The organism is Dyella sp. 01L423, from assembly GCF_056399945.1.
The window spans coordinates 130,077-152,823 of sequence record NZ_JBFTSI010000008.1; the positions used below are offsets into that span (position 1 = coordinate 130,077).

Genomic DNA, 22,747 nt, shown 5'->3' on the forward strand with positions numbered 1-22,747 from the left:
GGGGATGCGCGCCGGCGGCGGTGCGCCTGACGCAGCAGTGTTACAGCAGGCCGTGTGCGGCCAATTTCTTGCGCAGCGTGGCGCGATTGATGCCGAGCACGGCAGCGGCGCGGCTCTGGTTGCCGTCGTGCCAGGCCAGCACTTCGCGCAGGAGGGGGCCTTCGACTTCGCGGATCACTAGTGCGTGCAGACCCTCGTCGCATTCCGTATCGCCGATATCGGCAAGATAGCGGCGCACGGTGCGGCTGACGCATTCGCTCAAGGCGCTCTGCGACGACGTCTCTTTCGGAGACTCGCTGGCAGGCAGTCGTACGGCGTTCACGGGCATTTCCCCTCACGTTCTAACGCAGCGACTACGTGGGCCGCTGCAGTGTTTATGGCAAATACCGCTGGCGGCGGCTCGCATGGAACGCCGGGTGCAGCACAAGACGAAGGAGCGAGTGTACCCTCGCGTGCCGAGAATTTTAAGTACCCGTTTGGCGGGACCGCATTTAGATCACGCAACCAAAATGTCCTATGGACATTCACTTGCATTGGTGGCACGAGATGTGCCTGCGTGGCTCCAGCGAACTGGCTCAGGGCCGTGCCGGGTGCGCCATGGCGCACCATCAAATGGACGTCTATTCGAAATCGAACTCGAATGCCACGGCCTTGCCGCTTGGGTCTTCCACTTCAAGCATCAAGGCCGCGCTGCCATCCGGCGGTATGCCTTTTTGCAAGGTGGCATTGTCGCCGAGGTATTCCGCGGGACGCAGCCGTCGCATGGCGAGCTTGCTGCCGTTCGCATCGGAAAGGGTGATCGACACCACCGGGTAGGGCTGTGCGAAGGACGCGTCGTTGTGGACGTTGGCGGTGATCAGCAGCGCGCCCGGGACGGAGGGATGGGCTTGCACGTCGCGGGCGACCAGGCTCAGCCGCGCAAGGTCCTGCACCAGTGGCAGCTGGCAACCCATGGTGGCGCAAGTCTCCTGCAGCAGCGGGCCCACCGTGTCGTCGCTGATCAGTGCATCGCGCTTGGCCCAGGCCAACTGCGCGCCCAGTGCCAGCAGCAGCACGGTGCTGGCGGTGATCCAGGGCCAGCGGCGCTTTTTTTCCGGCTTGCGCGCGAAACGAGGCGCCACCACCAGGTGGGCGAATTCGTCGAACACATCGTGCGGGACAGCCGCCTCGGCCACGGCAACTGGCTCGGCCGGCGGACGATAGACCGCAAGATCCAGCCGCGGCGGCGACTCGGGCATGCGCGGGGTCAGGTGTTCGAACGGCTCCGGCGGCAGCTGATCGCTAAGGCTGGCCAGCGCATCGAACACGGTCTGGCAATGTCCGCACACGACCTCGCCGCGCGCCTGCGCAAGCGTTTCCGTGTTCAGCGAGAACACGGTGAGGCATTCGGGACATTGGGCGTACATGCGGACCGTGGTGACCGGATTACAACAAGCCTAGTGCACCGCGCGGGACAAATCACCCGCGGGCATGCCGGTACCGTGAACGGTCACTCAGTGGCGGCGCGTCCTGCCTCAGCGTGTGCCTGCGCATCCTGCACCCGCGGCACTACCGCGTCCGTGCGCGTCGGCCACTGATGCGGACCCAGTCCTCCTGGGTGTCCACGCGCAACTCGTCGAACCATTCCGCATAGCGCGCCAGCAGTTCCTCTTCCTGGCCCTGCAGGATGCCGGAGATGGCGAACGGCGCGCCCGGCTTGGCGGCCGCGGCAAAAGTCGGCGCCAGTTCGCCCAGCGGGCCGGCGAGGATATTGGCGATGAAGACGTCCGCGGGTTCAGCGATCAGATCTTCGGGCAGATAGACGGTGAGCCGATCGGCCACCTCGTTGCGCTCGGCGTTATCCGCCGAGGCAATCAGCGCCTGGGGATCATTGTCCACGCCCACGGCGCTGGCAGCGCCGAGCTTAACCGCAGCGATGGCCAGGATGCCCGAGCCGCAGCCGAAATCCATCACGCTCTTGCCCTTGAGATCCAGGCTGTCCAGCCACGCCAGGCACAGCGCCGTGGTGGGATGCGTGCCGCTGCCGAACGCGAGGCCCGGATCCAGGCGCACGACCACGATGTCCTGGTCGGCCGGCGGCTCGATGTTCCACGGATAAATCCACAGGCGCCGGCCAAACGGCATGGGCTTGAACTGGTCCATCCACGCGCGTTCCCAGTCCTCGTCGGCCACGTCGCGGAACAGCATCTGGTCCGGCTCCAGCCACGGCAGCAGGTCGCCGAGCGCTTCGCTCAGGCCGCGCCGATCTGTCTCGGCTTCGAACAACGCATTGAGCGTGATGGTGGGCCACAGCGGCAGTTCGCCCACGCCGGGCTCGAAGATGGCCTGCTCGTCCGGCGTTTCCGCATCGGCGTCCTGCAGCGTGATCGAAAGCGCGCCCAGATCATCGAGCGCCTCTTCGACACGAGGCTGCTGTTCGGCGCGGACGGTGAGGGAGAGTTCAAGCCAGGGCATGGGGCGATCCTGCGATATCAGGCGTGCATTGTCGCCGAAGTGGGGGCGCTGGTGCCTCTCCCTTTGTGGGAGCGCATTTTGTGGGAGCGCACCCTGTGCGCGACGGCGGTCGGCCGTCGCCATGCGGATCAGGTGGTTCGTCAGCTTGAGAGCGGAAGGCGAGATTGGACAGCCCAGAGGTACACCGATGCTCCGCGGTCGCGCACAGGGTGCGCTCCCACATGGAGTGCGGTGGCCTCTACGGCGGCACGCCCAGAAAACTATCGTGCTTGCGGTAATACTCCAGCGCACGCGCGAAATCCTCGAGCGTGGGCGAGGGCTGCTGCCGTCGCTGCACAAACAGCACCTCGGCGAAATCCGCCGCTTCAAGAAAATGGCCCAGCTCGTGTTGCGCAGCAAACTCAGGCAGCGCAGCGCCGTGATCGGCAATCAGCGCTTCTTCCTCATCGCCAACGTGCGAGAGATACAACCTGCACGAAGGCTCGGTGATGTGGCCGCGGATATACACCCAGGCATAGCGATCCCAGCCATCGCCTTCGTCGAAGGCCTCGGTGATGGCATCGATCGCTTCGCGCAGTGTGATCAGTGCAGACATCGTGGTCAGGCAAACCGGCGAGTCGTCGGGACGACTCGCCGGCCAGACATCAGCCGCCGTGGGCGGCCTTTTCCTTCTGTTCGGCCATGCGCTTTTCCAGGTAGTGGATGTTCTGTCCACCCTGCTGGAAACCGGCGTCGGCCATGATGCGCTGCTGCAGCGGGATATTGCACTTCACGCCTTCGATCACCGTCTCGGCGAGTGCCAGGCGCATGCGTGCGATGGCGGTTTCGCGATCCGGGCCGTGCACGATCAGCTTGCCGATCATCGAGTCGTAGTTCGGCGGAATGCGGTAGCCGTCGTACAGATGCGTATCCACGCGCACGCCCGGGCCGCCCGGTGCCTCGAAACGCTTCACCGTGCCCGGCGAGGGCAGGAACGAATCGGGATCTTCGGCGTTGATGCGGCACTCGATCGCGTGACCGTGGATCTGGATGTCCGACTGCTTGATCGAGAGCTTCTCGCCGCCGGCGATCAACAGCTGCTCGCGCACCAGGTCGATGCCCGTGATCAGCTCGGTCACCGGATGCTCCACCTGGATACGGGTGTTCATCTCGATGAAGTAGAAGCGGCCGTCTTCGAACAGGAATTCGAAGGTGCCCGCGCCGCGATAGCCGATACGGAGGCACGCATCCACGCAGACTTTGCCGATCTGCTCGCGCAGTTCCGGCGTGATGCCCGGTGCGGGGGCTTCTTCGACCACCTTCTGGTGGCGGCGCTGCATGGAGCAGTCGCGCTCGCCCAGATGGATGGCGTTGCCCTGGCCGTCGGCCAGCACCTGGATTTCCACGTGGCGCGGATTCTCCAGGAACTTCTCCATGTACACCTGATCGTTGCCGAAAGCGGCCTTCGCTTCCTGCTTGGTCATGGTGACGGCGTTGCCCAGGTGTGCCTCGGTGCGCACCACGCGCATGCCGCGGCCACCGCCGCCGCCGGCGGCCTTGATGATCACCGGGTAGCCGATCTCGCGCGCAATGCGGATGTTCTCTTCCACGTTGTCGCCGAGCGGACCGCCCGAGCCCGGCACGCACGGCACGCCGGCGGCCTTCATGGCGCGGATCGCTTCCACCTTGTCGCCCATCAAACGGATCACGTCCGCCGTGGGGCCGATGAAGATGAAGCCCGACTGTTCCACCTGTTCGGCGAAGTCGGCGCGCTCGGACAGAAAGCCGTAACCCGGGTGGATGGCCTGGGCGTCGGTGATTTCCGCCGCGGCGATGATGCGCGGGATATTGAGATAGCTGTCGACCGACGGCGCCGGGCCGATGCAGATCGACTCGTCGGCCAGGCCTACGTGCTTGAGGTTACGGTCTGCGGTGGAGTGCACCGCCACGGTCTTGATGCCCAGACTGTGGCAGGCGCGCAGCACGCGCAGGGCGATTTCGCCGCGGTTGGCGATGACGACTTTTTCGAGCATGGGCATGATCGGTCAGCCGGCTCAGGCGATCACGAACATCGGCTGGTCGAATTCCACCGACTGGCCGTTTTCGAGCAGGATGGCCGTCACGGTGCCGGCCACGTCAGCTTCGATCTGGTTGAACATCTTCATCGCTTCGATGATGCCCAGCGTCTCGCCAGCCTTGACCTGCTGACCGACCTTCACGAAGGCCGCGGCGCCCGGGCTGGACGAGGCGTAGAACGTGCCGACCATCGGCGCCTTCACCACGTGGCCGGCGGGCAGGGCGGCCTCGGCCGGCGCGGCTTCCACCGGCGCGGCGACGGCGACGGGCGCGGCCATCATCGGGGCGGCCTGCATCACCGGCGCGGCGGTCATGGTGCCCTTGGGCACGCGCGACAAACGAACGACCTCTTCGCCTTCCTTGATCTCAAGTTCCGCGAGGTTGGATTCCTCGAGCAGGTCGATGAGCTTCTTGATCTTGCGCAGGTCCATGGTTCAAACCTTTTCGTTGAGGCCGCCGCAGCGGCCGGAATGGGAATATGTGGGCGACGACAGGCCCGGGATTCAGGAGGCGGACGCGCCAGCGCGGTCCAGCCGGTTCAGGGCGGCATCCAATGCCAGCCGGTAGCTGTCTGCGCCAAAGCCGCAGATCACGCCCACGGCGATGTCCGAGAGATAGGAATGCCGGCGGAACGCTTCGCGGGCATGCACGTTGGACAGATGCAGCTCGATGAACGGGATCGCCACGCCCGCCAGCGCGTCGCGCAGGGCGATGCTGGTGTGGGTGAAGGCGCCCGGATTGATCAGGATGATCGCCGTGCCGTCCAGGCGGGCCTGGTGGATGCGGTCGATCAGGGCGTGCTCGGCGTTCGACTGGAACGTTTCCAGGCCGTGTCCGGCGCTCTGGGCGCGCTGCACCAGCGAGGCGTCGATATCGGCCAGCGTGTCGCGACCGTAAACCTCCGGCTCACGAGTGCCCAGCAGATTGAGATTGGGTCCGTGCAGGACCAGGATCTTCGCCACGCCCTTACCTTGGGTTGTGCCGGCAGGGCCGGCGTCCGGCGCGGAGTGTGCGCGTCCCGGTCGATGTTGTCCAGTTCGGCGCAGTTCGGCGATGTTTGAAGGAGAAGTTAGCGTTAAACCGTGCGGCGACGTATGGGCGCAGAAACCGCGTCAGGGCGCGGCTGGCGCGGCCCAGGCCTTCAGGTCGTCAGCGTCAAGGATGCCCCGGCGACTGAACAGCACGTGGCCGTTCTCGTCCAGAAGCACGCTGTACGGCAACACTTCGCCGACGTTCCCCAGTCGTAGCGAGGTACTGGGGCTGGCCAGGCTGCCGAGCAGGATCGGGTAGTTCACCGGATGGGCAGCCAGAAAGGTTCGCACGTTGGCCGGATCATCCATGGCGACGCCGACGATGATCGGGCCTTTTTCGCCGACGTTGGCCTGTGCCTGCACCAGCGCGGGTATCTCTTTCAGGCACGGCCCGCACCAGCTCGCCCAGAAGTTGATCAGTACACGGCGGCCGCGGTACTCGGACAGGCGATGTTCCTTGCCGCCAAGGTCGGCCAGGGCCAGATCGGGGACGATATCGCCCGTTTTGGCCACCTGCACGCCTTGCGGCACACGGGCGTGCTGGCTGGCGTGCTGCATCCAGCCGCCCACGGCGGCGACCAGTACCGCGGCGCCAAGAATGATCCAGTTGCTGCGACTGATCATGGGTTGGCGGCGACCGGCGTGCCGGCGGCCTTGGTCAGCGCATCTTCGACCAGCGATGAAGTGAGCACGGTCGGCAGCATGCGGCCCTCGCCGCCGTCCTTGGGAAACACGACGTAGAGCGGCACGCCCGGCGAGTGGTATTGCTGCAGGAAGGCGGCGATGGTGGGATTTACGTCGGTCCAGTCGCCTTTCATATAGACCGCGCCGGTCTTCTTGAGCAGGTCGCGGAAGCCATCGGTGTCGAGCACCGCGTGCTCATTCGCCTTGCAGGTGACGCACCAGTCGGCGGTCATGTCGACAAACACCGGCGTGCCGGCCTTGCGCAGTTCGGCGAGCTTCTCCGGCGAATAGGCCACCACCCCGTCCGGGGCGGCGACTGCCTGCGTCGGCGCCTGCACCTTGGAGAGATAGAACAGGGGCACGATGGTGAGTGCGAGCAGGAAGGCCACCGCCACGCGGCTGAACGCGCCCCGCGACCGGCTGCGCTCGAACCACCACAGCGTGGCGGACAACAGCACCACGGCCACCAGCACCAGGCCCACCGCATCGGCGCCGCGCTGGTGCGCCAGCACCCAGATCAGCCACACGGCGGTGAGGTACATCGGGAACGCAAGCACCTGCTTGAGCGTTTCCATCCATGCCCCCGGCCGCGGCAGCATCCGCGCCAGCGCGGGAACGAAGCCGATCGCCAGGAACGGCAGGGCCAGGCCGATGCCCAGAGTCAGGAACACCAGCAGCGCATTGATCATCGGCGCGGCAAACGCGTAGGCCAGCGCACTACCCATGAACGGCGCGGTGCAAGGGCTGGCCACGGCTACCGCGAGCACGCCGGTAAAGAAGTCGCCCGCATGGCCCGAGCGCGAGGCCAGGCCCGAGCCCACATTGCCCAGCGAGGTGCCGAACTGCACGACGCCCGACATCGACAGGCCGACGGCGACCATCACGCAGGCCAGCACGCCCACCACCACCGGCTGCTGCAGCTGCGCGCCCCAGCCCAAGGCATGACCGGCCGAACGCAGCGCGACAATGGCGATGCCGATCAGCGCGAACGTGCTCAGCACACCCGCCGTATAGAAGAGGGCGTGCGAACGCGCCTTGGTATGGCTTTCGCCGCTTTCCAGCAGACCCACCGCCTTGATCGACAACACCGGCAGCACGCACGGCATCAGGTTCAGCACGAGGCCGCCGCCCAGGGCCAGCAGCAGTGCGGTGAGCAGGCTCACTTGCAGCGGAGTGGTGGCAAGGCCGGCCGGAGGCATTTCCGGCGCCGGCTCGGCGACCGAGCCACTGGTGGGCGTCGCCGCACTGAGATCGATGGACATCGCGCGAGTCATCAGCGGGAAGCAGATGCCGCCGTCCTGGCAGCCCTGGAAACTGGCCTCGAGATTCACGGTCTTGAGCGCCGACGTATCGCCTTCGATGGCCACCGGCACTTCGATCTGGTCGAAATACACCGTGGTCTTGCCGAAGTGCGCGTCCTCGTGTTCCACGCCGGCCGGCCACTCCGGCTTGGCCAGGGTGAGGCCGTTGGCATCCTTGAGCTTGAACGCGGTCTGGTCGCGATAGAGGTAATAGCCCTTGGCCATGGTCCAGCGCAGCAGCAAGTGCTGGCGGTCCTTGGCGAGCGCTTCCAGGTGGAAGGCCTGTTCGGCGGGCAGGGTGGCGGCGCCGCCGCTCTTGCTGGAACCGAGCTTGCCCAGCGCCGCGCTCATCGCATCGCCGCCACCGGCCACGCCCGCACCGGCCGGCACCGGCAGGCTCAGCTGCTCGGTATGCGGCGGATAGCAGATCTTGGGATCCACCTCGTGGCAGCCCTGGTACTGCACGCTGAGCTTCAGCTCGGTCGTGCCTGCCGCGACGGTGTACGGCACGGTCGCGTCGACGCCGTGGTGATAGGTCTCCACGTCGCCCAGGTATTCATCGTGGTGCTTCTCGCCGTCGGGCAGCTGCGCCTCGCCCAGCGTGGCCCCGTCCGCCGCCTTGAACTTCATGCGGCCGCGGTAGAGGTAATAGTCGGGCGCAATCGTCCAATGCAGCTTCACCACGCCGGGCGTGGAAGCGTCGGCGGTGAGCTTATAGGCCTCGGTGACCGGCAGCAGGCCGTCGAGATCGTCCTGAGCCAGCGCAGGCAGCGCGACGAACAACAGGCAGAGCAGCGTGAAGAAGCGGGCGGCCAGTCGGCCAGGGTGGATCAGGCGCATTGCGGCTCCAGCATGGAGAAACCCGCGCCGGGGCGCAGGTGAACCGGGATTATGGCTCAGCTTGCCGGCGGGCCGGGGAAAACCCGCCGGAGCTTAAGAGTGTTCTACAACTACTTCGTTTGAGACGGGCCCGCGGTTACGGCGCAGACGCAGCAAACCGGTGGTGAGTGCCACGCCGAGCAGGATAACGATGCATCCGCCGGCCATCGCCAGGGTGACCGGTTCATGCAGGAAGACCAGCCCCCACACCACACCGAACACCGGGATGAGAAACATCACCACCATGCTGCGCGAGGCCCCGACGCGGGCCATCAACCCGTAGAACAGGACATAGGCGAGCGACGTGCACAGGGCCGCCAGGCCCAAGACGGCCAGCCATGCCGTCCATCCCGGGGTCTGGGCAGGCCACATCCAGACGGTGAAGGGCAGCAGCAACAAGGCGGCGACCAGTTGGCTGCCGGTGGCGACACTGAGCGGCGTGACGCCACTGCGCAGGCGGCGATGGCTGTAGTGCGCGCCAAAGGTGTAGCAGACATTGGCACCCAGGCAGGCAGCCATCGCCCAGCCCATGCCATGCGTGCCACCACCAAAGCCCACCGTACCGGCCACCAGCCACACCACGCCGGTCAAGCCGATCACCAGGCCGCTTGCCTGCATGGGGCTGAGCTTCTCGCCCAGCAGCATCCAGCCCGACAGCGCGACCAGCAACGGTGCAATGGCATCGGAGATAGCCGAAACGCCGGCCGGCAGGCTCTTCGCCGCGAACGAAAACAGCACGAACGGCAGCGCCGAATTGGCAATGCCGACGATGGCGATGTCGCGCCAGTGCGTGCGCATTTCGGTCACCCGCGTACGTGTCAGCAGCGGCGCCGAGCAGATCGCCGCACCGATGGCGCGCATGCCGGCCAGCGCCATGCCGCCGAACTCGTTCGCGCCCATGCGCATGAACAGGAACGAGGCGCCCCATAGGGCTCCCAGTACGACGAGTGCGGTGATGTCGGAGGTTTTCATGGAGGATTCCGCTTTCTGAGCTCGTCATTCCTGCGAAAGCAGGAATCCAGCGCCTTTGCTTTTAGGTGCCTGAAAGTCACTGGATCCCTGCTTTCGCAGGGATGACGAATGGGGAGGGGGCTACGCGAATGGAAGTCTAGCCGCCCACTACGTCAGAACCTGTCAGCAGTCCTCAGGCCTTCGGCGCCGCACCCTGACCAAACAGCACACGGCGTTCGTCGTCGGACAACGGCTGCTTCGGGGTGTACGCATTCTCCACACCTTCATAAGTGCGAACCGTCGCCGGCCGCTGCGAGATGGCGATAAACCAGCGCTCCAGGTTCGGAAAATCCGCCAGATTCTGGCCATGCGCCTCATGCGGCACGATCCACGGATAACAGGCGATGTCCGCGACGGAAAACTCGCCCGCGATGAACTCGCGCCCGGCCAGCCGGCGATCCAGCACACCGTAAAGCCGCGAGACTTCGCGGGTGTAGCGGTCGATCGCATAAGGCACCGGCTCGGGTGCATACACCTTGAAATGCCCGGCCTGGCCCGCCATGGGGCCCAGCCCTGCCACCTGCCAGAACAACCACTCCAGCACCTCGATGCGGGCAAGTGCGTTCTTGGGCAGAAACTGGCCGATCTTCTCCGCCAGATAGAGCAGGATCGCCCCCGACTCGAACACCGTCACCGGCGCCCCGCCGCCGGCCGGCGCGTGGTCCACGATGGCCGGGATCTTGTTGTTGGGCGAAATAGCCAGGAATTCGGGTTTGAACTGTTCGCCCTTGCTGAGGCTCACCGGGGTGATGAAGTAGGGCAGGCCCGCCTCCTCCAGGAACAGCTTCAGCTTCAGGCCGTTGGGTGTGGCGGCGAAGTACAGCTCGATCATGGCAGGGCTCCGGTGAGTGGATGGCGACAGTGTCCGGTGTTCACTGGTCTTGAAAAAGATCCAGAACAGAGGAAATCTTTAGTACCAGTCGACTTAGCCGGACGCCGCCATGGAACAACCGCTGGCCTTTCCGCTGGATATTCCCCTGCGCGGCCGCCTGCAGGCGCTGCACGGGCAGTTGCGGGCGGCGATTCTGGACGGCCGCCTTCGCACGGGTCGGCCGCTGCCGTCCACACGGTCGCTCGCTAGCTCGCTGGGACTATCGCGCAACACCATCGTGGCGGCCTACGACCGGCTGCTCAGCGAAGGCTATATCGTCTCGCGCCAGGGCGCGGGGTATGTGGTCGCGCATGCGGGACCCACGCAAGCCAGCCCGTCGCGCTCGACCGCGGGCGAAGAAAAGCGTCTGCAACCGCAATGGCGCGAGGCGATCTTTCCCACCCCGATGAATGCGCTGCCGCCTGCGCGCTACGACTTGCGCGTGGGCTTGCCCGATGGCTCGCGTTTTCCGTTCGAGGCATGGCGCAAATTATCCGCACGGGCTCTGCGCTCGCTGTCGCGTACGCCGTCGTTCTATGACGCGGCCGCCGGACGAGAGGCTTTGCGCGAGGCCATTGCCGGGCATGTGTCGTTCACCCGTGCCGTTACCTGCAGCGCGGCGGACATCATGGTCGTCGGCGGTGCGCAGCACGCCTTCGATCTGCTGGCGCGTATTCTTGTCACGCCGGGGCACACGGTGGTGGCCGTGGAAGATCCCGGTTACCCACCGCTGCGCCAGACCTTCGAAGCGGCTGGCGCCCAGATCGTGCCCGTGCCGGTGGACGACGAAGGCCTGGTGGTCGAGCAGATTCCGAACAACGCGCGCGTGATCTACGTGACCCCGTCGCATCAGTTTCCTTCCGGCATGGCCATGTCGCCCGCGCGTCGCGCGGCCTTGCTCGACTTCGCGCGACGCAACGAAGCGGTGATCGTCGAAGACGACTACGACGGCGAGTTCCGCTATGGCGGCCGCCCGCTCGATGCCTTGCAGACCTTGGATCGCGACGGCTCGGTCTTCTATATCGGCACGTTCTCCAAGAGCCTGTTTCCTTCGCTGCGCCTGGGCTATCTGGTGGCGCCTGCATGGGCGATGCCGGCGCTGGCCTGCGTGCGCCAACTCGGCGATCGGCACAGCGACGTGCTGGCACAGGACACGCTGGCACTGTTCATCAACGAGGGTCATCTCGCTCGCCATGTGCGCAAGATGCGGCGCATCTATGCGGAGCGGCGCGAGGCGCTGCTTGAAGCGCTGTCGCGGTATGCCGGCGACGCCCTGCAGCCGCTGGCCTCGGATGCCGGACTGCACATCGCCGTGCAACTGCGCTGGCCAGTTCAGGCGAGCCAACTGGTCAAGGATGCTCAGGCGATGAATATGCGCATCGAAGCATTGGGCGAATACGCCATCGGCAGCGCGAGGCCCAATGGCCTGGTGTTTGGCCTGGGCGGCATGCCCGCCACGCGCATGGACGAGGCTGCGCGCGTGCTGGCCCGATTGCTCGAGGCGCATCGCCCGGGCTAAGCACTGGTTCTCTCAAATCAGCGAAAACTGGATCTGTTTAAGGTCCACCGACCGGCGGAACATGGCCCCACCTTTCCGGGAATGTGTCGCCATGCGCTATCTGATCCTGCTTTGCCTGTTTTTGGCCTGCGCGGTGACCCATGCCTCCGAGTCCGGCCAATCGCGCGCGGAATCGGCCGGACGCAGCCTGGTGGGCCAGCCGGCGCCGCGCATGGTGGTCAAAACCATCGATGGCCAGACCATCGACCTGGGCGCCTTGTACGGCAAGAAAGCCGTCTATCTGAAGTTCTGGGCCACCTGGTGCGTGCCCTGCCGCGAGCAAATGCCGCACTTCGAGCGTACCTACGAACAGGCCGGCCCCGACATGGCGGTGATTGCGATCGACGTAGGTTTTGACGACAGCGTCGACGAGGTGCGCAAAGTGCAGAAGCAGTTGGGACTGGGCATGCCGATCGTGTTCGACGACGGCTCGCTGGGCGAAGCCTTTCATTTGCGCGTGACACCGCAGCACGTGGTGATCGGTCGCGATGGACGCATTGCCTATGTGGGCCACATGGCCGATGAAAAGCTCGACGCGGCGCTGGCGCAGGCACGTCGCCCGTCGACCGCCAACGTCGCGTCAGCCGCCGTGCCGAAGGACGAACCGCATTACGACGTGGGCGACCGTGTGCCCGCATTCGATCTGCACACGCTCGATGGGAAGTCGCTGCCGGCCTTCGAGGCGGCGCGACCGACCGTGCTGCTGTTTCTGTCGCCGTGGTGCGAGTCCTATCTGGCCAAGAGCCGTCCCGTCATCGCGCTGAGTTGCCGCACGGCGCGTGAGCGAGCCGACGTGCTGGCGCGCGACACGCATGCGCGCTGGCTCGGCATCGCTTCGGGTCTTTGGGCCAGCCACGACGAACTGGCCGCTTATCAGCGCGAACACCGGATCGTCATGCCATTGGCGCTGGACGAAACGGGCGCCTTGTTCCGCCGCTTCCGCGTGATGCACGTGCCGACGCTGATCGTGCTGGATGCGCAGGGCAAGGTGATTGGTCGTACTGAAGAAGTGGATGCCGCGCTGCCGCTGCAGCAAGAACCGACGGTCACGAGGCGCTGATCATGCGGACGACCCTGATTCTCGCCGCGATGTTGACGCTCGCTGCTGCCGCGCCTGCCAAGGCGACGCAGGACGATACCCTGCTGACGGCAGCCTTGACGCAGGCGCCCGGCCGATCGCTGGAAGCGTTGCGAGTGAGCTATGCGCCCGGCGAAGCGTCCAAGCCGCACTCACATGATCGCGATGCCTATGTGTACGTATTGAATGGCCAAGTGCGAAGCCAAGTGGAAGGGCAGCCGCTGCGCGTCTATGCGACGGGCGAAAACTGGTTCGAGCCTGCCGGAGCGCGCCATCTCGTCAGCGCCAACGCCAGCAGCACCGCACCGGCCACCATCCTGGTGGTGTTCGTCGGCAAGCCGCACGGATCGCGCAAGTAGTCAGCGATGCGTGCGGTAGCGTTCGAGCGCGTCGCCGAGCTGCTCCCGCAGCGAGGTTAGGTAAGGTGCGTAATGCGTCCACTGGTCGATGCCATCGCGGAAGATCGGCTGGCGCACCTGCTCGGAGCTTGCCGTGCGCACGCTGCGCCGCGTTTCATGGAACGCCAGGCACGCCGGGTCGAACGGCAGGCCGCAGAAATCCAGGACACGCCGCACGTTGCCTTCCAGATCGTCCACCACGTCTTCGTGCTGCACGCGCAGCACGCGGCCGGGCAGCACGCGGTCCCAATGTTCCATCACATCGAGGTAGGTGCGGTAATAGCGCGCGATGTCCTCGATGCTATAGGTGAACTCCTGACCCGTCGCAAACAGCTGCTTGAGATTGCTGAAGCAGCAGGCCATCGGCTCGCGCCGCGCATCGATGATCTTTGCGTTGGGGAACATCAGGTGAATCAGGCCAACATGCCGGAAGTTGTTGGGCATCTTGTCGATGAAATACGGCGCTATGCCGCGATAAATGCGCGTGTCGCGCAGATAAGCTTCGCCTAGGCTGCGAAACTGCTCCGGCGACATCTGCCTCAATACGCCCGGATAGCGCGGGTCGTCGAGATCGGGATCGCGGCCTTGCAGTTCCAGCACCATGCGCGGGATGTCCGCCAGTTCCTGCGTGCCGTCCACTAAGGGATGCGATGCGAGGATCTGCTCCAGCAGCGTGGAGCCCGAGCGCGGCAGGCCGACAATGAAGATGGGATCGGCGCTCGCATCTCCCGCACCGGCACGTTCGGCGAAGAACTCCCGCGTGCACACCTCGATCTGCCGGCGCGTATTGGTTTCGATAATCTCGGGCCGGTAGCGGCTTTCCGATCGCTTGAGGGCGTTGCCCTTGGCGTAGTGATGCCAGGAGGCGGCGTAGTCGCCGCGGTCCTCCAAGGCCTTGCCGAGCGCAAAGTTCAGGTGATAACCGTCCACCAGCGACGTCGACGGCATTGCGACCTGCGCGAGCATGCCGTCGATTTCTCCGTCGGTGAAACGGTAGGTCTTGAGATTCGCCATGCTCCAGTAGGCATCCCCGAAATCGGGCCGTGCGGCGATGGCGGCCCGGTAGGCGTCGATAGCCTCGGCCTGGCGTCCCTGGGTCTTCAGTGAGTGGGCCAGCGACAGATGCAGGTCTGCCGCGTCGGGCACGATTTGCAGGAGCTCGCGATACAGCCCGATGGCGCGATCGTGTTCGCCCAGGCCGACGTTGGCGCTGGCATGCAGCGCACGGTAGTCGAGATGGTGCGGATCGATGGCCAGAAGCCGTTCCATCTGCGCGCAGGCTTCCTTGTACCGATGCCGTTCGAACAACACCTTGGCGTAGTCGAAGCGTGCGGCGTGGTGATCGGGGGCAAGCCGCAGCACGGCTTCCAGCAGGATGTCAGCGTCGTCCAACACATCGCGCGCCACGGCAACCCGTGCGAGCAAGCGCATGCCTTCGATGTCGTCGCCCACGCGCTGCAAATGGCCGCGAATGACCAGCTCGGCCTGCGTCAGATCACCGTCGGAAAACAGACTGGTAGCGTGCACCACTTCGGGAGCGAGGCGCTTGAGCGTCGCCACGTGATCGGCGGCCAGTTGGGCGTTCGCATGGTCGCCGGCCATGCGATAAAGCCCCTCAAGCAAATTCCAGCTCGAGGGCAGCGCAGGATTGATATTGACCGCGTGTAGCAAGGCATCGATCGCCTGCATCGCATCGCGTCGCACCACGTGGCAGTGGCCGCGCTCTTCATGCAGCCGACTGAAGGCGGGATGGTGCTGCTCTAGCACGAGCAGGGTCTGCAAGGCCTCGTCGACCTGTCCCAGGTGACGCTGGCTGCGGGCGAGCAGATGCATCGCATCGCGGTTTTCCGGCAGCTCGCGCACCAGCCCCAGGGCCAGTTGCAAGGCCTGCGGATGCTGTCCCTCTTTCAGCAGTTGCCGCAGCTGCGCCACCTGCTGTTCGACGGACATCGTGATCGGATCGGAAAGCGCTGCGTTCATGCCTGGCCTGCAGAGAGAATGGGGTGGGCTTGCGCCCACCCCATGCTAACGACGCACTCGCGACGGGCAGATGTCAGAACTTGTAGCCGAACTTGACGCCCACCACGCGCGGGCGCAGCGGTACCTCCGACTTGATGAACTGCGCCGACGAGGTGAACACGCTGGCGTGGCTGTTGCTCAGGTTAGTGCCATACAGCGACAGGTCCCAGGCGTCCTTGGCGATGCCCAGCGAGGCGTCGTAGGTGGTATAGCCTTCCTGCAGGTAGCGCAGGTCGACCGTGGTCGGGTAGATCACGCCTTCGCCGCTGGGATAAGTCGCCGGCTGGTTGTACATCGAACCCATATGGCTGGCGCCCGCCATCGCGAACGCCTTGTAGCCGCCGTTGAAGGACCAGTCGTAGCGGGCACGCAGGTTGAACTGCGAGCGCGGCGAGAAGGCCGGCTCGCTACCTTCCTGGCCGAACGGGTTGGCGAACGGCTGCAGGCCCTGGCCGGCGATGATCACTTCGGTGATGCACGCGCCGTAGGACGGCGTATTGGGGATGTTGCCCACCAGGCACGGCGACGTGGTCTGCTTGGAACGGTTGAACGAACCCGAACCCATCAGCGAAAAGCCCTCGGTGATACGGGCGTCGAACTGCAGCTCGGCGCCGTCGACCTTGTAGTTGGGTCCGTTGACGCCGAACGTGGTGTTGCCGAGCACCAGCGGGTTGAAGAACTGCATCTGCACGTTGTTCCACTGCATGTGGTACAGCGAGCCATTGAGCAGCAGGTGATTGTCGAAGAACTCGGTCTTGAAGCCGATTTCGTTATTGGTCAACGAGTCGGGCGCATAGCTGAGCGGCTTCTTGTACTGCGCGCCGTCCGGGCCAACGGCGACGCCCTTGGTGGTGCGGTTGTAGGCGCCGGGACGGAAGCCCTGCGAGAAGGTGTAGTAGACCATTGCATCGGGCGAGATATGCCACACCAGGTTCGCGCGGCTCTTGAAGCCGTGATACGAACCGTTGAGACCTTCCGCCGTCATGTTGGTGGCATCGCCGCCCGTGCATTGCCCATTGGGCACGTTCACGCAGTTGGAACCGGTACCGTACTGCGAACCACGCTGGTATTCGGAGTAGTGGTAGTAACGCGTACCTGCGGTGGCGGTGAGCACGTCGGCAATGATGTCGTACGACAGCGAACCGAATGCCGCCACCTGGCGGTAACCGCGCTGCTCGTCTTCGCCGAACGCGGTGCTGTCGCTGCGCTGGCCCGGATCCATCTGCGCCGTGCCGGGATACGGCACCACGTTCGCCACGCACGGCGCACCGCCGGCAAGCGCGTTGGAAAGATTGACCGGCGTGCAGGAGGGGATGGTCTTGTAGTTGAAGTTCATGTCGTCGAGGATCTTGAAGTCCTCGAAGTACAGACCACCGATGGCACGCAGACGGCTGTCTTCCGGCGTGCTGAAGCGCAGCTCGTGGCTCTGGTGCGTGCTCTTGACCTGGTCGTTCCAGTAGCCGATCGGCGAGTAGCAACGCGGCGTGGTGCCGGCACCAAGACCCGTGCCACCGGTGCAGCTGTAGTACCAGCCGCCCACGGCGCGCGCGTAGTTGGTGTAATCCTGCTGTTCGCTGATGTGGCGGTCGGTGTAGCCACCGGTGTAGACGACGGAGAGATCGCCGATCTTGCCGTTGACCGTCCATGCGGTGTTGGAATAGCGGTCCTTGTCCCACGCCGGCACGAACACGCTGGTCTGCAGAGGTTGCAGCTGCTGGCCATCCGAACTGATCGGATAGGTCGATGACTGGCCTTCCGCATCCATTTCCTGGTAGCTCTGCGCGATCAGCACGTCCCAGTCGTCGTTGATCTTGTAGAGGCCGGATACGCGCCCGCCCTGATAATCGACCGGGTTCCAGTCCTTCCTGGCAACCGCGTTGTTGTTGGCGACCGGGCTGCCCGGCACCGTGCAATAGCCGGTGCCGGTGGGCAGGCCGTTCGGGCACAGGCCGCCGGTGGGCTTGATGTTGGCGTAGAAGTTGCCGCCGTCGCTGTTGTTGCGCGTAAACGTGCTTGGCACGTTGTCGATGTAGCCGCCGCGATGATCGTTGTAGATCACGCCGCGCAGCGCGAAGGTGCCGGGGATGATCGGCAGGTTCAACACCGCGCTGGCCGAGTTGTTCGGACCGCCGCCGGCCGTGACGCCCGTGCTGGCCTCCACGTTGCCGCTGACCTTAGTCAGGTTGGGCTTGTTGGTGATGTAACGCACCGCGCCCGCCTGCGCACCGCCGCCGAACAGCGTGCCCTGCGGACCTTCCAGCACTTCGACGCGCTCCATGTCGACCATGTAGATGTCGAGGTTGCGCGCGGGGAACTGCATCGACTGGTCGTCGAGATATACGGCGACGTTCGGGAACGGCGCGATCGATGCGCTCGACTGGTTGCCGAGGAAGCCGGTCGTCAGTCCGCGCATGTAGATGTTGCCCTGGCCCGGGCCGTTCTCGGCGAAGGTGACGTTGGGCAGGTATTTGATGATGTCGTCGAACGTGCTGACGTTGAGCTGCTGCAGCGTCGTTCCGGTGAACGCCTGCATGGTGATCGGCACGTCCTGCATGTCTTCATTGGCATGCTGGGCGGTGACCGTGATGGCGCCCAGCGTGGACACCGAAGAATTCTGCGCCGCCGGCGCGGGTGCTGGCGGTGCCGCATCGTCGGCATAGGACACGCGAGTGACCGCAAGCGCGGCAAGCACCGCGCAAGTGATGGCATTGATCTTCAAGACGCACTCCCCGAGGTTTGATGTCGCCGATCAGCGTCGGCAGGCTTATGGCTGCTCGGGCCGGCAGGCTAGGGAGGGGCGATGAAACGCCCGTGACTCGGACTAGGCAACGAATGCTCGCTGTCTATGCTTTCGAAGGGGCGCGGCGCTGATGTGCGGCGGGCGAAACGTGACGGCCGTCACGCCGGTCATAGCCGTTGCCTGCCGGCGACCCACGCTGATCGCACCACGGGCTCGTCCTTGTGCATGCGTACGCGCAGCAGGTCTGCCCGCAAGCCTTCGCCAAGTCGACCCCGGTCATCGAAGCCCAGTGCAGCAGCTGGCGTCGTGGTGACCGTGGCGATGGCATCCGGCAGGGCCCATCCCGCTTGCTGGTGCAAGATGAAGGCGCCGGGAAGCAGGCTCGTCGGCATGTAGTCAGACGAAAGGACGTCCAGACATCCGTCGCGTGCCAGCGCCATGGCGGCGACGTTGCCGGCGTGCGAGCCGCCGCGCACCAGATTGCTGGCGCCCGCGACGATGCTGAGTCCGTGTTCGCGTGCCGCCCTTGCCGCTGCCAGTGTCGTAGGAAATTCGCAGATCCGCGCACCGAGGAGTGCGGCTTCCTGCACGTGCGCGATGTCGGTGTCGTCATGGCTGGCGACCAGCACGCCATGACGGCGCGCCAGCGTCATCACGCCATCCAGTTGCAGGTCGCGATGGCGGCTCTGCTGCTGGCGGCGCTGCTCGAGAACGGCGGTGAATTCCTCGTCGCTCCAGGTGATGCCGCTGCGGCTGTAGTACGTGCGGTATTGGCGCACGTCGTGATACTGGCGTTGGCCAGGCGTGTGGTCCATCAGCGACAGCAATCGCAAGTCCTTGCGCGCCACCAGGGGGGCGGCCAGTTCAAGCAGGCCGGGCCAGCTCAGTTCGCAGCGCAGGTGCAGGTAGTGCTCGCAACGCAACAGGCCGTGAGTGCGCGTTTCATCGAGCGCGGCAAGCGCGCGATGCAGCGTGTCGATGCGGCCACCGTCTTCTTCCAGATCGCCCAAGGACATGGCGTCCAACACGGTCGTAATGCCCGCGGCCAGCAGTTGGGCATCGTGCGCCAGCATGGCCGGCAGGGCGGGCCACGCGGCACCGGCGCGCGGCAGCAAATGCTTTTCGAGGTTGTCGGTATGCAGTTCGATCAGGCCCGGCAGCAAGAAATCGCCCTCGAAATCGATGGCGTCGTGCGGACACTCCTCGCCAGGCCAGAACTGTTTGATACGTTCGCCCTCGATCGCCGCGCCACCGACGATGACCCGGTCGGGCAGCACCAGGCGCGCGCGTGCAATGCGCCATGAACGGCCCTGCCGTGATGTCATGTCTGCGAAAACTGGGCCGTCCATACTTCCCGTCTGATCTGAATCGCCACCCATGCAGTCTGTGTCGGGAACATGCAGGAATGATGGCAAACCTCTTCGAGCCGTTGGATCGGTCGTGCGATGTGCCTGTTTGGCGCCAGATCGAACAGCAGGTATTGCAGCAGATCCGCAGCGGCGAACTTCGCGGTGGCGCAAAACTTCCCTCGGCGCTGGAGCTGGCGCGACGCCTCAACGTGAACCGGCATACGGTTCGCCGGGCGCTCGACTCGCTTGAGCAGCGCGGTGCCATTCTTGCCGATCCCAGTCGCGGCCTGCGTGTGCGCGAGGAGTGCTACGACTATCCGATCGGTCGGCGCACCAGCTTCAGCCGCAACATGCACAACCTCAACGTCAGCTCGGGCAACAAAGTGTTGGGCACGGCGCTGGTGATGCCGCCGCAGCGCGTGGCCGAATCGCTGGCCTTGGCGCGTGGCGAACGCGCATGGTGGATCGAGTCCTCGGCGCACGCGGAGGGCCGCGTGCTCGATCATGGCCAGGCATGGTTCCCGGCGGCACGTTTTCCCAAGCTCGGCGATGTGTTTCAGCGCACCGGCTCGGTAAGCATGACGCTGGCGGAATTCGGTGTCGCCGACTATTTCCGCAGTTACACGCGCGTCACCGCGCGACTGGCGGGAACGACCACCGCGCGTGTGCTGGAACAATCGCCTGAGCTACCGGTCTTGGTCGTCGAATCGCTCAACGTCGACGACAAGAATCAGCCCGTGCAATACGGGCTGACCTGTTTCGCGGCGGAACGCGTGCAGCTGGTGATGTCCACTGCCGAGCGTTGAGGCTCATCGAGCATCGATGCTTGGCAGTTCCACGCGCTCGGCACGCAAGCGCCCGCTGATCACTTCTTCGGCCAGACCAAACGACAGCGTCATGCCCAGGCCGCCGCCGCCCACGCCGTTGACGATGGTGACGCCCGGCTCCGCTTCCACTACCAGCTCGCTGCGCTGGCCATCGGTGAGCTTGGCGTAGCTGCCGTGCCAGCTCTGCTTCACATGCCAGCTCGGCAAGTCCAGCACGCTGCGCAGATAGTCGACGATCTTGTGGTTGATGGCGCTTTCATCGAAGGGTTCGTACGTATGGCCGTACTCATGCGAGTCGCCAACCGTGATTTCGCCCAGCCCGTTTTGCGCCGCCATGACGTGGATGCCCAGCGCCAGCAAGTCCGCGTACTGATCGGCCAGGCGCTCGCGCAGACGGTCAATGCTGGGTGTGGCGTGGAAGCCGCTGTAGTGCGCCATGGTGAGGCCGCCACATACGACCGGGCCCAGCTTGAACGGTGCGGGCTGGGACTCCAGGCGAAGCATCTGCAGCTTGCACTTGGTGATGGCGAGACGTTCGAACAGTTCCGGATACAGGGTTTCGAAATCCGTGCCGCTCGCGACATAAATCACATCGGCGGTGTAGCGCCGGCGACCACTCCACACGTAAGGATGTTCGATGCGGGTGATGGCCTGTCGCCATTGGAACTGGATACCGTAGCGCTCCGCCAGCCACGCCGGCAGTTTGCGGATGGCTTCGCGCGGATCGACCACCATCTCATCGGTGCTCAGCAGTGCGCCACGCAAGTCCGCGGCAACGACGCCGGGCGCCTGCTGGCGGACCTGCGCAGCGCTGAGCATGCGGCACGGACGCAGCCCTTGGTTGATCGCCGCGTATTCGTTCATCACCGCCCACTCGTCCTCGTGGAACGCAGCAATCAGGCTGCCGCTCGGTGCCTGCCAGGTGTCCGTGGCCTCGCAGAATTCGCGCCAGATCTCCCGCGAGCGTAGTGCCCGCGCATACAGCGGGCCGTTTGGCACGCCGATGGGCCAGATCGTGCCGAAGTTGCGCACCGAGGCGCCCACGGCGCGCTCATGGCGATCAAATACGCTGACGCGGTAGCCGTCTTCCGCCAGCGCGCGCGCCATGGCCAGCCCGACGATGCCTGCACCGATCACGATCGCGGTGCGTGTTTCCGACTTGCTCATAAACGGCTGCTTTCCATCTCAAGAGGTGACAACGATGCCGCTGCGTGTCCGTTCTGCTGGCCATGCCGCCAGAACCAGCGCGCAGCCAGCGCGGTAAGCACGAGTCCCAGCAGGCTGCTTGCCAGTACGGCGCGTTCGAAGAACTGCGTCCAGTTGAGTTGCAGGGCGAGGAACTGGCGGACCAGCAAGACCGCCACGCTGCCCAGGTAACCGGAGGCATCGGCGATATACATCACGAATGAAGCGGTGCCGCTGATGCGGAACGTGGCCATCAGGCGTTCGAAGAACATGCCGTTGAGCGGGATATAGCCGAGGTAAAGACCAAAGCCCACCAGGGTCATCCACAACAGCGGCGGCAGCTCGCCGTGCGCGAACAGCAGCGTACTCAGGCCCGCGCAACACAGGCCGCCGCCGATCAGCACATGGTTGAGCATGAAGGCTCGCATGTTGTCGCGTACCAGCGTAAGCGAGGCAGTGAGCATCAACACGCCGATCCCGATCGGCGTATCGACTTCACCGAACACGATGGCGCTGCGGCCGTAGCCGAGATCGCGGAATATCTCGGTATCGAAGTTCTCGCGGAAATCGCGCAGCACGGTGAGCAGCACGTACAGCGGCACGATCAACAGCAGCCCTGGCAGGAAGCGGCGCACGATCGCGTGCCTGGCCTCGCGATCCATGCGTCCGCGCGGTGCGCGGGCGGCGACGTCCTCGGCGCTGGGCGGCGGCAGGCGCGTAAGGATGTGCAGCGAAAGCAGCAACGGCGGGACGAACACCAGGCCCGTGAGGAATGGCATCCAGTGCTCGCTCACACCGGCCAGCAACATCGCCTTGCCCACGCCTTTGACCAGGCCCGAGGCGAAGATAAAGCTGGAGGCGAGGATGGCCCCCATCAGTTCCGTCGCCTGCCGACCCTCGATGTATCCGAACACCAGGCCCCACACCATGCCCAGCGGCAGGCCGTTGAGGAACAGGAACACGATGCCCGGTACCGGCGGCGCCAGTGCAAAGCCCAGCAGCGCAAGCCACGACAGGCCGATCAAGGCGAGAATCGCCACTGCGCGGCGCGATGTCTGCAGCTCGGGCACCAGTCCAATACCCCAGACCTTGCTCAGTGCGTAGCCCATCACCTGGGCAATCACCAGCCAGATCTTGTAGTCGACACCCAGCCAGCTCATGCCCTCGTAGCTGCCCGCGCTGAACGGTTTGCGGAACGCATACATGCACGAGTACGTGCAGAACGCAGCGAAGCCTGCGACCAGCGGCAGCATCGACGACGACCAGAGCCAGGACGGCGCCTTCGAACGTGGCTCGCGGCGCATGGC

Annotated in this window: 20 protein-coding genes; 4 read left to right on the forward strand and 16 right to left on the reverse strand. The window is 65.1% G+C overall.

Annotated elements, in window-relative coordinates; all coding sequences use genetic code 11:
* Nucleotides 1-40 precede the first annotated feature (40 nt).
* From AC1DMY_RS18880 to AC1DMY_RS18930, 11 genes are all read right to left on the reverse strand, one after another.
* A complete protein-coding gene (locus tag AC1DMY_RS18880) occupies nucleotides 41-328 on the reverse strand; it encodes a helix-turn-helix domain-containing protein (protein ID WP_046970233.1) in 288 nt (95 codons plus the stop codon).
* Between the two features lie 292 nt (nucleotides 329-620).
* On the reverse strand, nucleotides 621-1,406 hold the full coding sequence (locus AC1DMY_RS18885) for a zinc-ribbon and DUF3426 domain-containing protein (protein WP_477166403.1): 786 nt from the start codon (nucleotides 1,404-1,406) through the stop codon (nucleotides 621-623).
* 142 nt (nucleotides 1,407-1,548) lie between these two features.
* On the reverse strand, nucleotides 1,549-2,454 hold the full coding sequence (gene prmA / locus AC1DMY_RS18890; protein ID WP_477166404.1) for a 50S ribosomal protein L11 methyltransferase: 906 nt from the start codon (nucleotides 2,452-2,454) through the stop codon (nucleotides 1,549-1,551).
* Nucleotides 2,455-2,692: 238 nt separating this feature from the next.
* A complete protein-coding gene (locus AC1DMY_RS18895; protein WP_477166405.1) occupies nucleotides 2,693-3,049 on the reverse strand; it encodes a DUF7716 domain-containing protein in 357 nt (118 codons plus the stop codon).
* 49 nt (nucleotides 3,050-3,098) lie between these two features.
* Nucleotides 3,099-4,466, reverse strand: a complete 1,368-nt coding sequence (gene accC / locus AC1DMY_RS18900; protein WP_477166406.1) for an acetyl-CoA carboxylase biotin carboxylase subunit — start codon at nucleotides 4,464-4,466, stop codon at nucleotides 3,099-3,101.
* Between the two features lie 21 nt (nucleotides 4,467-4,487).
* Nucleotides 4,488-4,940: an acetyl-CoA carboxylase biotin carboxyl carrier protein gene (gene accB, locus AC1DMY_RS18905; RefSeq protein WP_477166407.1), complete on the reverse strand. Its 453-nt coding sequence runs from the start codon at nucleotides 4,938-4,940 to the stop codon at nucleotides 4,488-4,490.
* A gap of 72 nt (nucleotides 4,941-5,012) precedes the next feature.
* Nucleotides 5,013-5,471, reverse strand: a complete 459-nt coding sequence (gene aroQ, locus AC1DMY_RS18910) for a type II 3-dehydroquinate dehydratase (protein ID WP_477166408.1) — start codon at nucleotides 5,469-5,471, stop codon at nucleotides 5,013-5,015.
* A gap of 150 nt (nucleotides 5,472-5,621) precedes the next feature.
* Nucleotides 5,622-6,164 carry a TlpA disulfide reductase family protein gene (locus AC1DMY_RS18915; protein ID WP_477166409.1) on the reverse strand — a complete coding sequence of 181 codons (543 nt, stop codon included), beginning with the start codon at nucleotides 6,162-6,164 and terminating at the stop codon, nucleotides 5,622-5,624.
* Nucleotides 6,161-8,365 (reverse strand): protein-disulfide reductase DsbD family protein, encoded by a 2,205-nt coding sequence (locus tag AC1DMY_RS18920; protein ID WP_477166410.1) that lies wholly within the window; start codon nucleotides 8,363-8,365, stop codon nucleotides 6,161-6,163. The genes AC1DMY_RS18915 and AC1DMY_RS18920 overlap by 4 nt, the downstream gene beginning before the upstream one ends.
* Nucleotides 8,366-8,458: 93 nt before the next feature.
* On the reverse strand, nucleotides 8,459-9,376 hold the full coding sequence (locus tag AC1DMY_RS18925; protein ID WP_477166411.1) for a DMT family transporter: 918 nt from the start codon (nucleotides 9,374-9,376) through the stop codon (nucleotides 8,459-8,461).
* 172 nt (nucleotides 9,377-9,548) lie between these two features.
* Nucleotides 9,549-10,247, reverse strand: a complete 699-nt coding sequence (locus AC1DMY_RS18930; protein ID WP_477166412.1) for a glutathione binding-like protein — start codon at nucleotides 10,245-10,247, stop codon at nucleotides 9,549-9,551.
* Nucleotides 10,248-10,356: 109 nt separating this feature from the next.
* Between AC1DMY_RS18930 and pdxR the strand changes: the two genes are divergently transcribed.
* The 3 genes from pdxR to AC1DMY_RS18945 all read left to right on the forward strand — a co-directional run bounded on the left by pdxR (nucleotide 10,357) and on the right by AC1DMY_RS18945 (nucleotide 13,281).
* Complete coding sequence (gene pdxR, locus AC1DMY_RS18935) at nucleotides 10,357-11,805, forward strand: MocR-like pyridoxine biosynthesis transcription factor PdxR (RefSeq protein WP_477166413.1); 1,449 nt, start codon at nucleotides 10,357-10,359, stop codon at nucleotides 11,803-11,805.
* A 91-nt stretch (nucleotides 11,806-11,896) separates the two neighbouring features.
* Entirely contained in the window at nucleotides 11,897-12,904 is a 1,008-nt protein-coding gene (locus AC1DMY_RS18940) for a TlpA family protein disulfide reductase (RefSeq protein WP_477166414.1), read from the forward strand.
* 2 nt (nucleotides 12,905-12,906) lie between these two features.
* Nucleotides 12,907-13,281, forward strand: coding sequence for a cupin domain-containing protein (locus AC1DMY_RS18945; protein ID WP_477166415.1), 375 nt, complete (start codon nucleotides 12,907-12,909; stop codon nucleotides 13,279-13,281).
* Here the strand turns inward: AC1DMY_RS18945 and AC1DMY_RS18950 are convergent, their stop codons facing one another.
* From AC1DMY_RS18950 to AC1DMY_RS18960, 3 genes are all read right to left on the reverse strand, one after another.
* Nucleotides 13,282-15,300 carry a tetratricopeptide repeat-containing sulfotransferase family protein gene (locus AC1DMY_RS18950; protein ID WP_477166416.1) on the reverse strand — a complete coding sequence of 673 codons (2,019 nt, stop codon included), beginning with the start codon at nucleotides 15,298-15,300 and terminating at the stop codon, nucleotides 13,282-13,284. It abuts the gene before it with no gap.
* Nucleotides 15,301-15,373: 73 nt separating this feature from the next.
* Nucleotides 15,374-18,058: a TonB-dependent receptor gene (locus tag AC1DMY_RS18955; RefSeq protein WP_477166417.1), complete on the reverse strand. Its 2,685-nt coding sequence runs from the start codon at nucleotides 18,056-18,058 to the stop codon at nucleotides 15,374-15,376.
* Between the two features lie 188 nt (nucleotides 18,059-18,246).
* Complete coding sequence (locus AC1DMY_RS18960) at nucleotides 18,247-19,404, reverse strand: alpha-D-ribose 1-methylphosphonate 5-triphosphate diphosphatase (RefSeq protein WP_477166418.1); 1,158 nt, start codon at nucleotides 19,402-19,404, stop codon at nucleotides 18,247-18,249.
* A gap of 122 nt (nucleotides 19,405-19,526) precedes the next feature.
* Between AC1DMY_RS18960 and phnF the strand changes: the two genes are divergently transcribed.
* Nucleotides 19,527-20,234, forward strand: coding sequence for a phosphonate metabolism transcriptional regulator PhnF (gene phnF, locus AC1DMY_RS18965; RefSeq protein ID WP_477166419.1), 708 nt, complete (start codon nucleotides 19,527-19,529; stop codon nucleotides 20,232-20,234).
* Between the two features lie 3 nt (nucleotides 20,235-20,237).
* Here the strand turns inward: phnF and AC1DMY_RS18970 are convergent, their stop codons facing one another.
* Nucleotides 20,238-21,422, reverse strand: a complete 1,185-nt coding sequence (locus AC1DMY_RS18970) for a TIGR03364 family FAD-dependent oxidoreductase (RefSeq protein ID WP_477166420.1) — start codon at nucleotides 21,420-21,422, stop codon at nucleotides 20,238-20,240.
* The gene (locus AC1DMY_RS18975) at nucleotides 21,419-22,744 is read right to left on the reverse strand and encodes a DUF5690 family protein (protein WP_477166421.1); all 1,326 of its coding nucleotides are present in this window, start codon (nucleotides 22,742-22,744) and stop codon (nucleotides 21,419-21,421) included. Before AC1DMY_RS18975 ends, AC1DMY_RS18970 begins: the two co-directional genes overlap by 4 nt.
* Nucleotides 22,745-22,747: the final 3 nt, after the last annotated feature.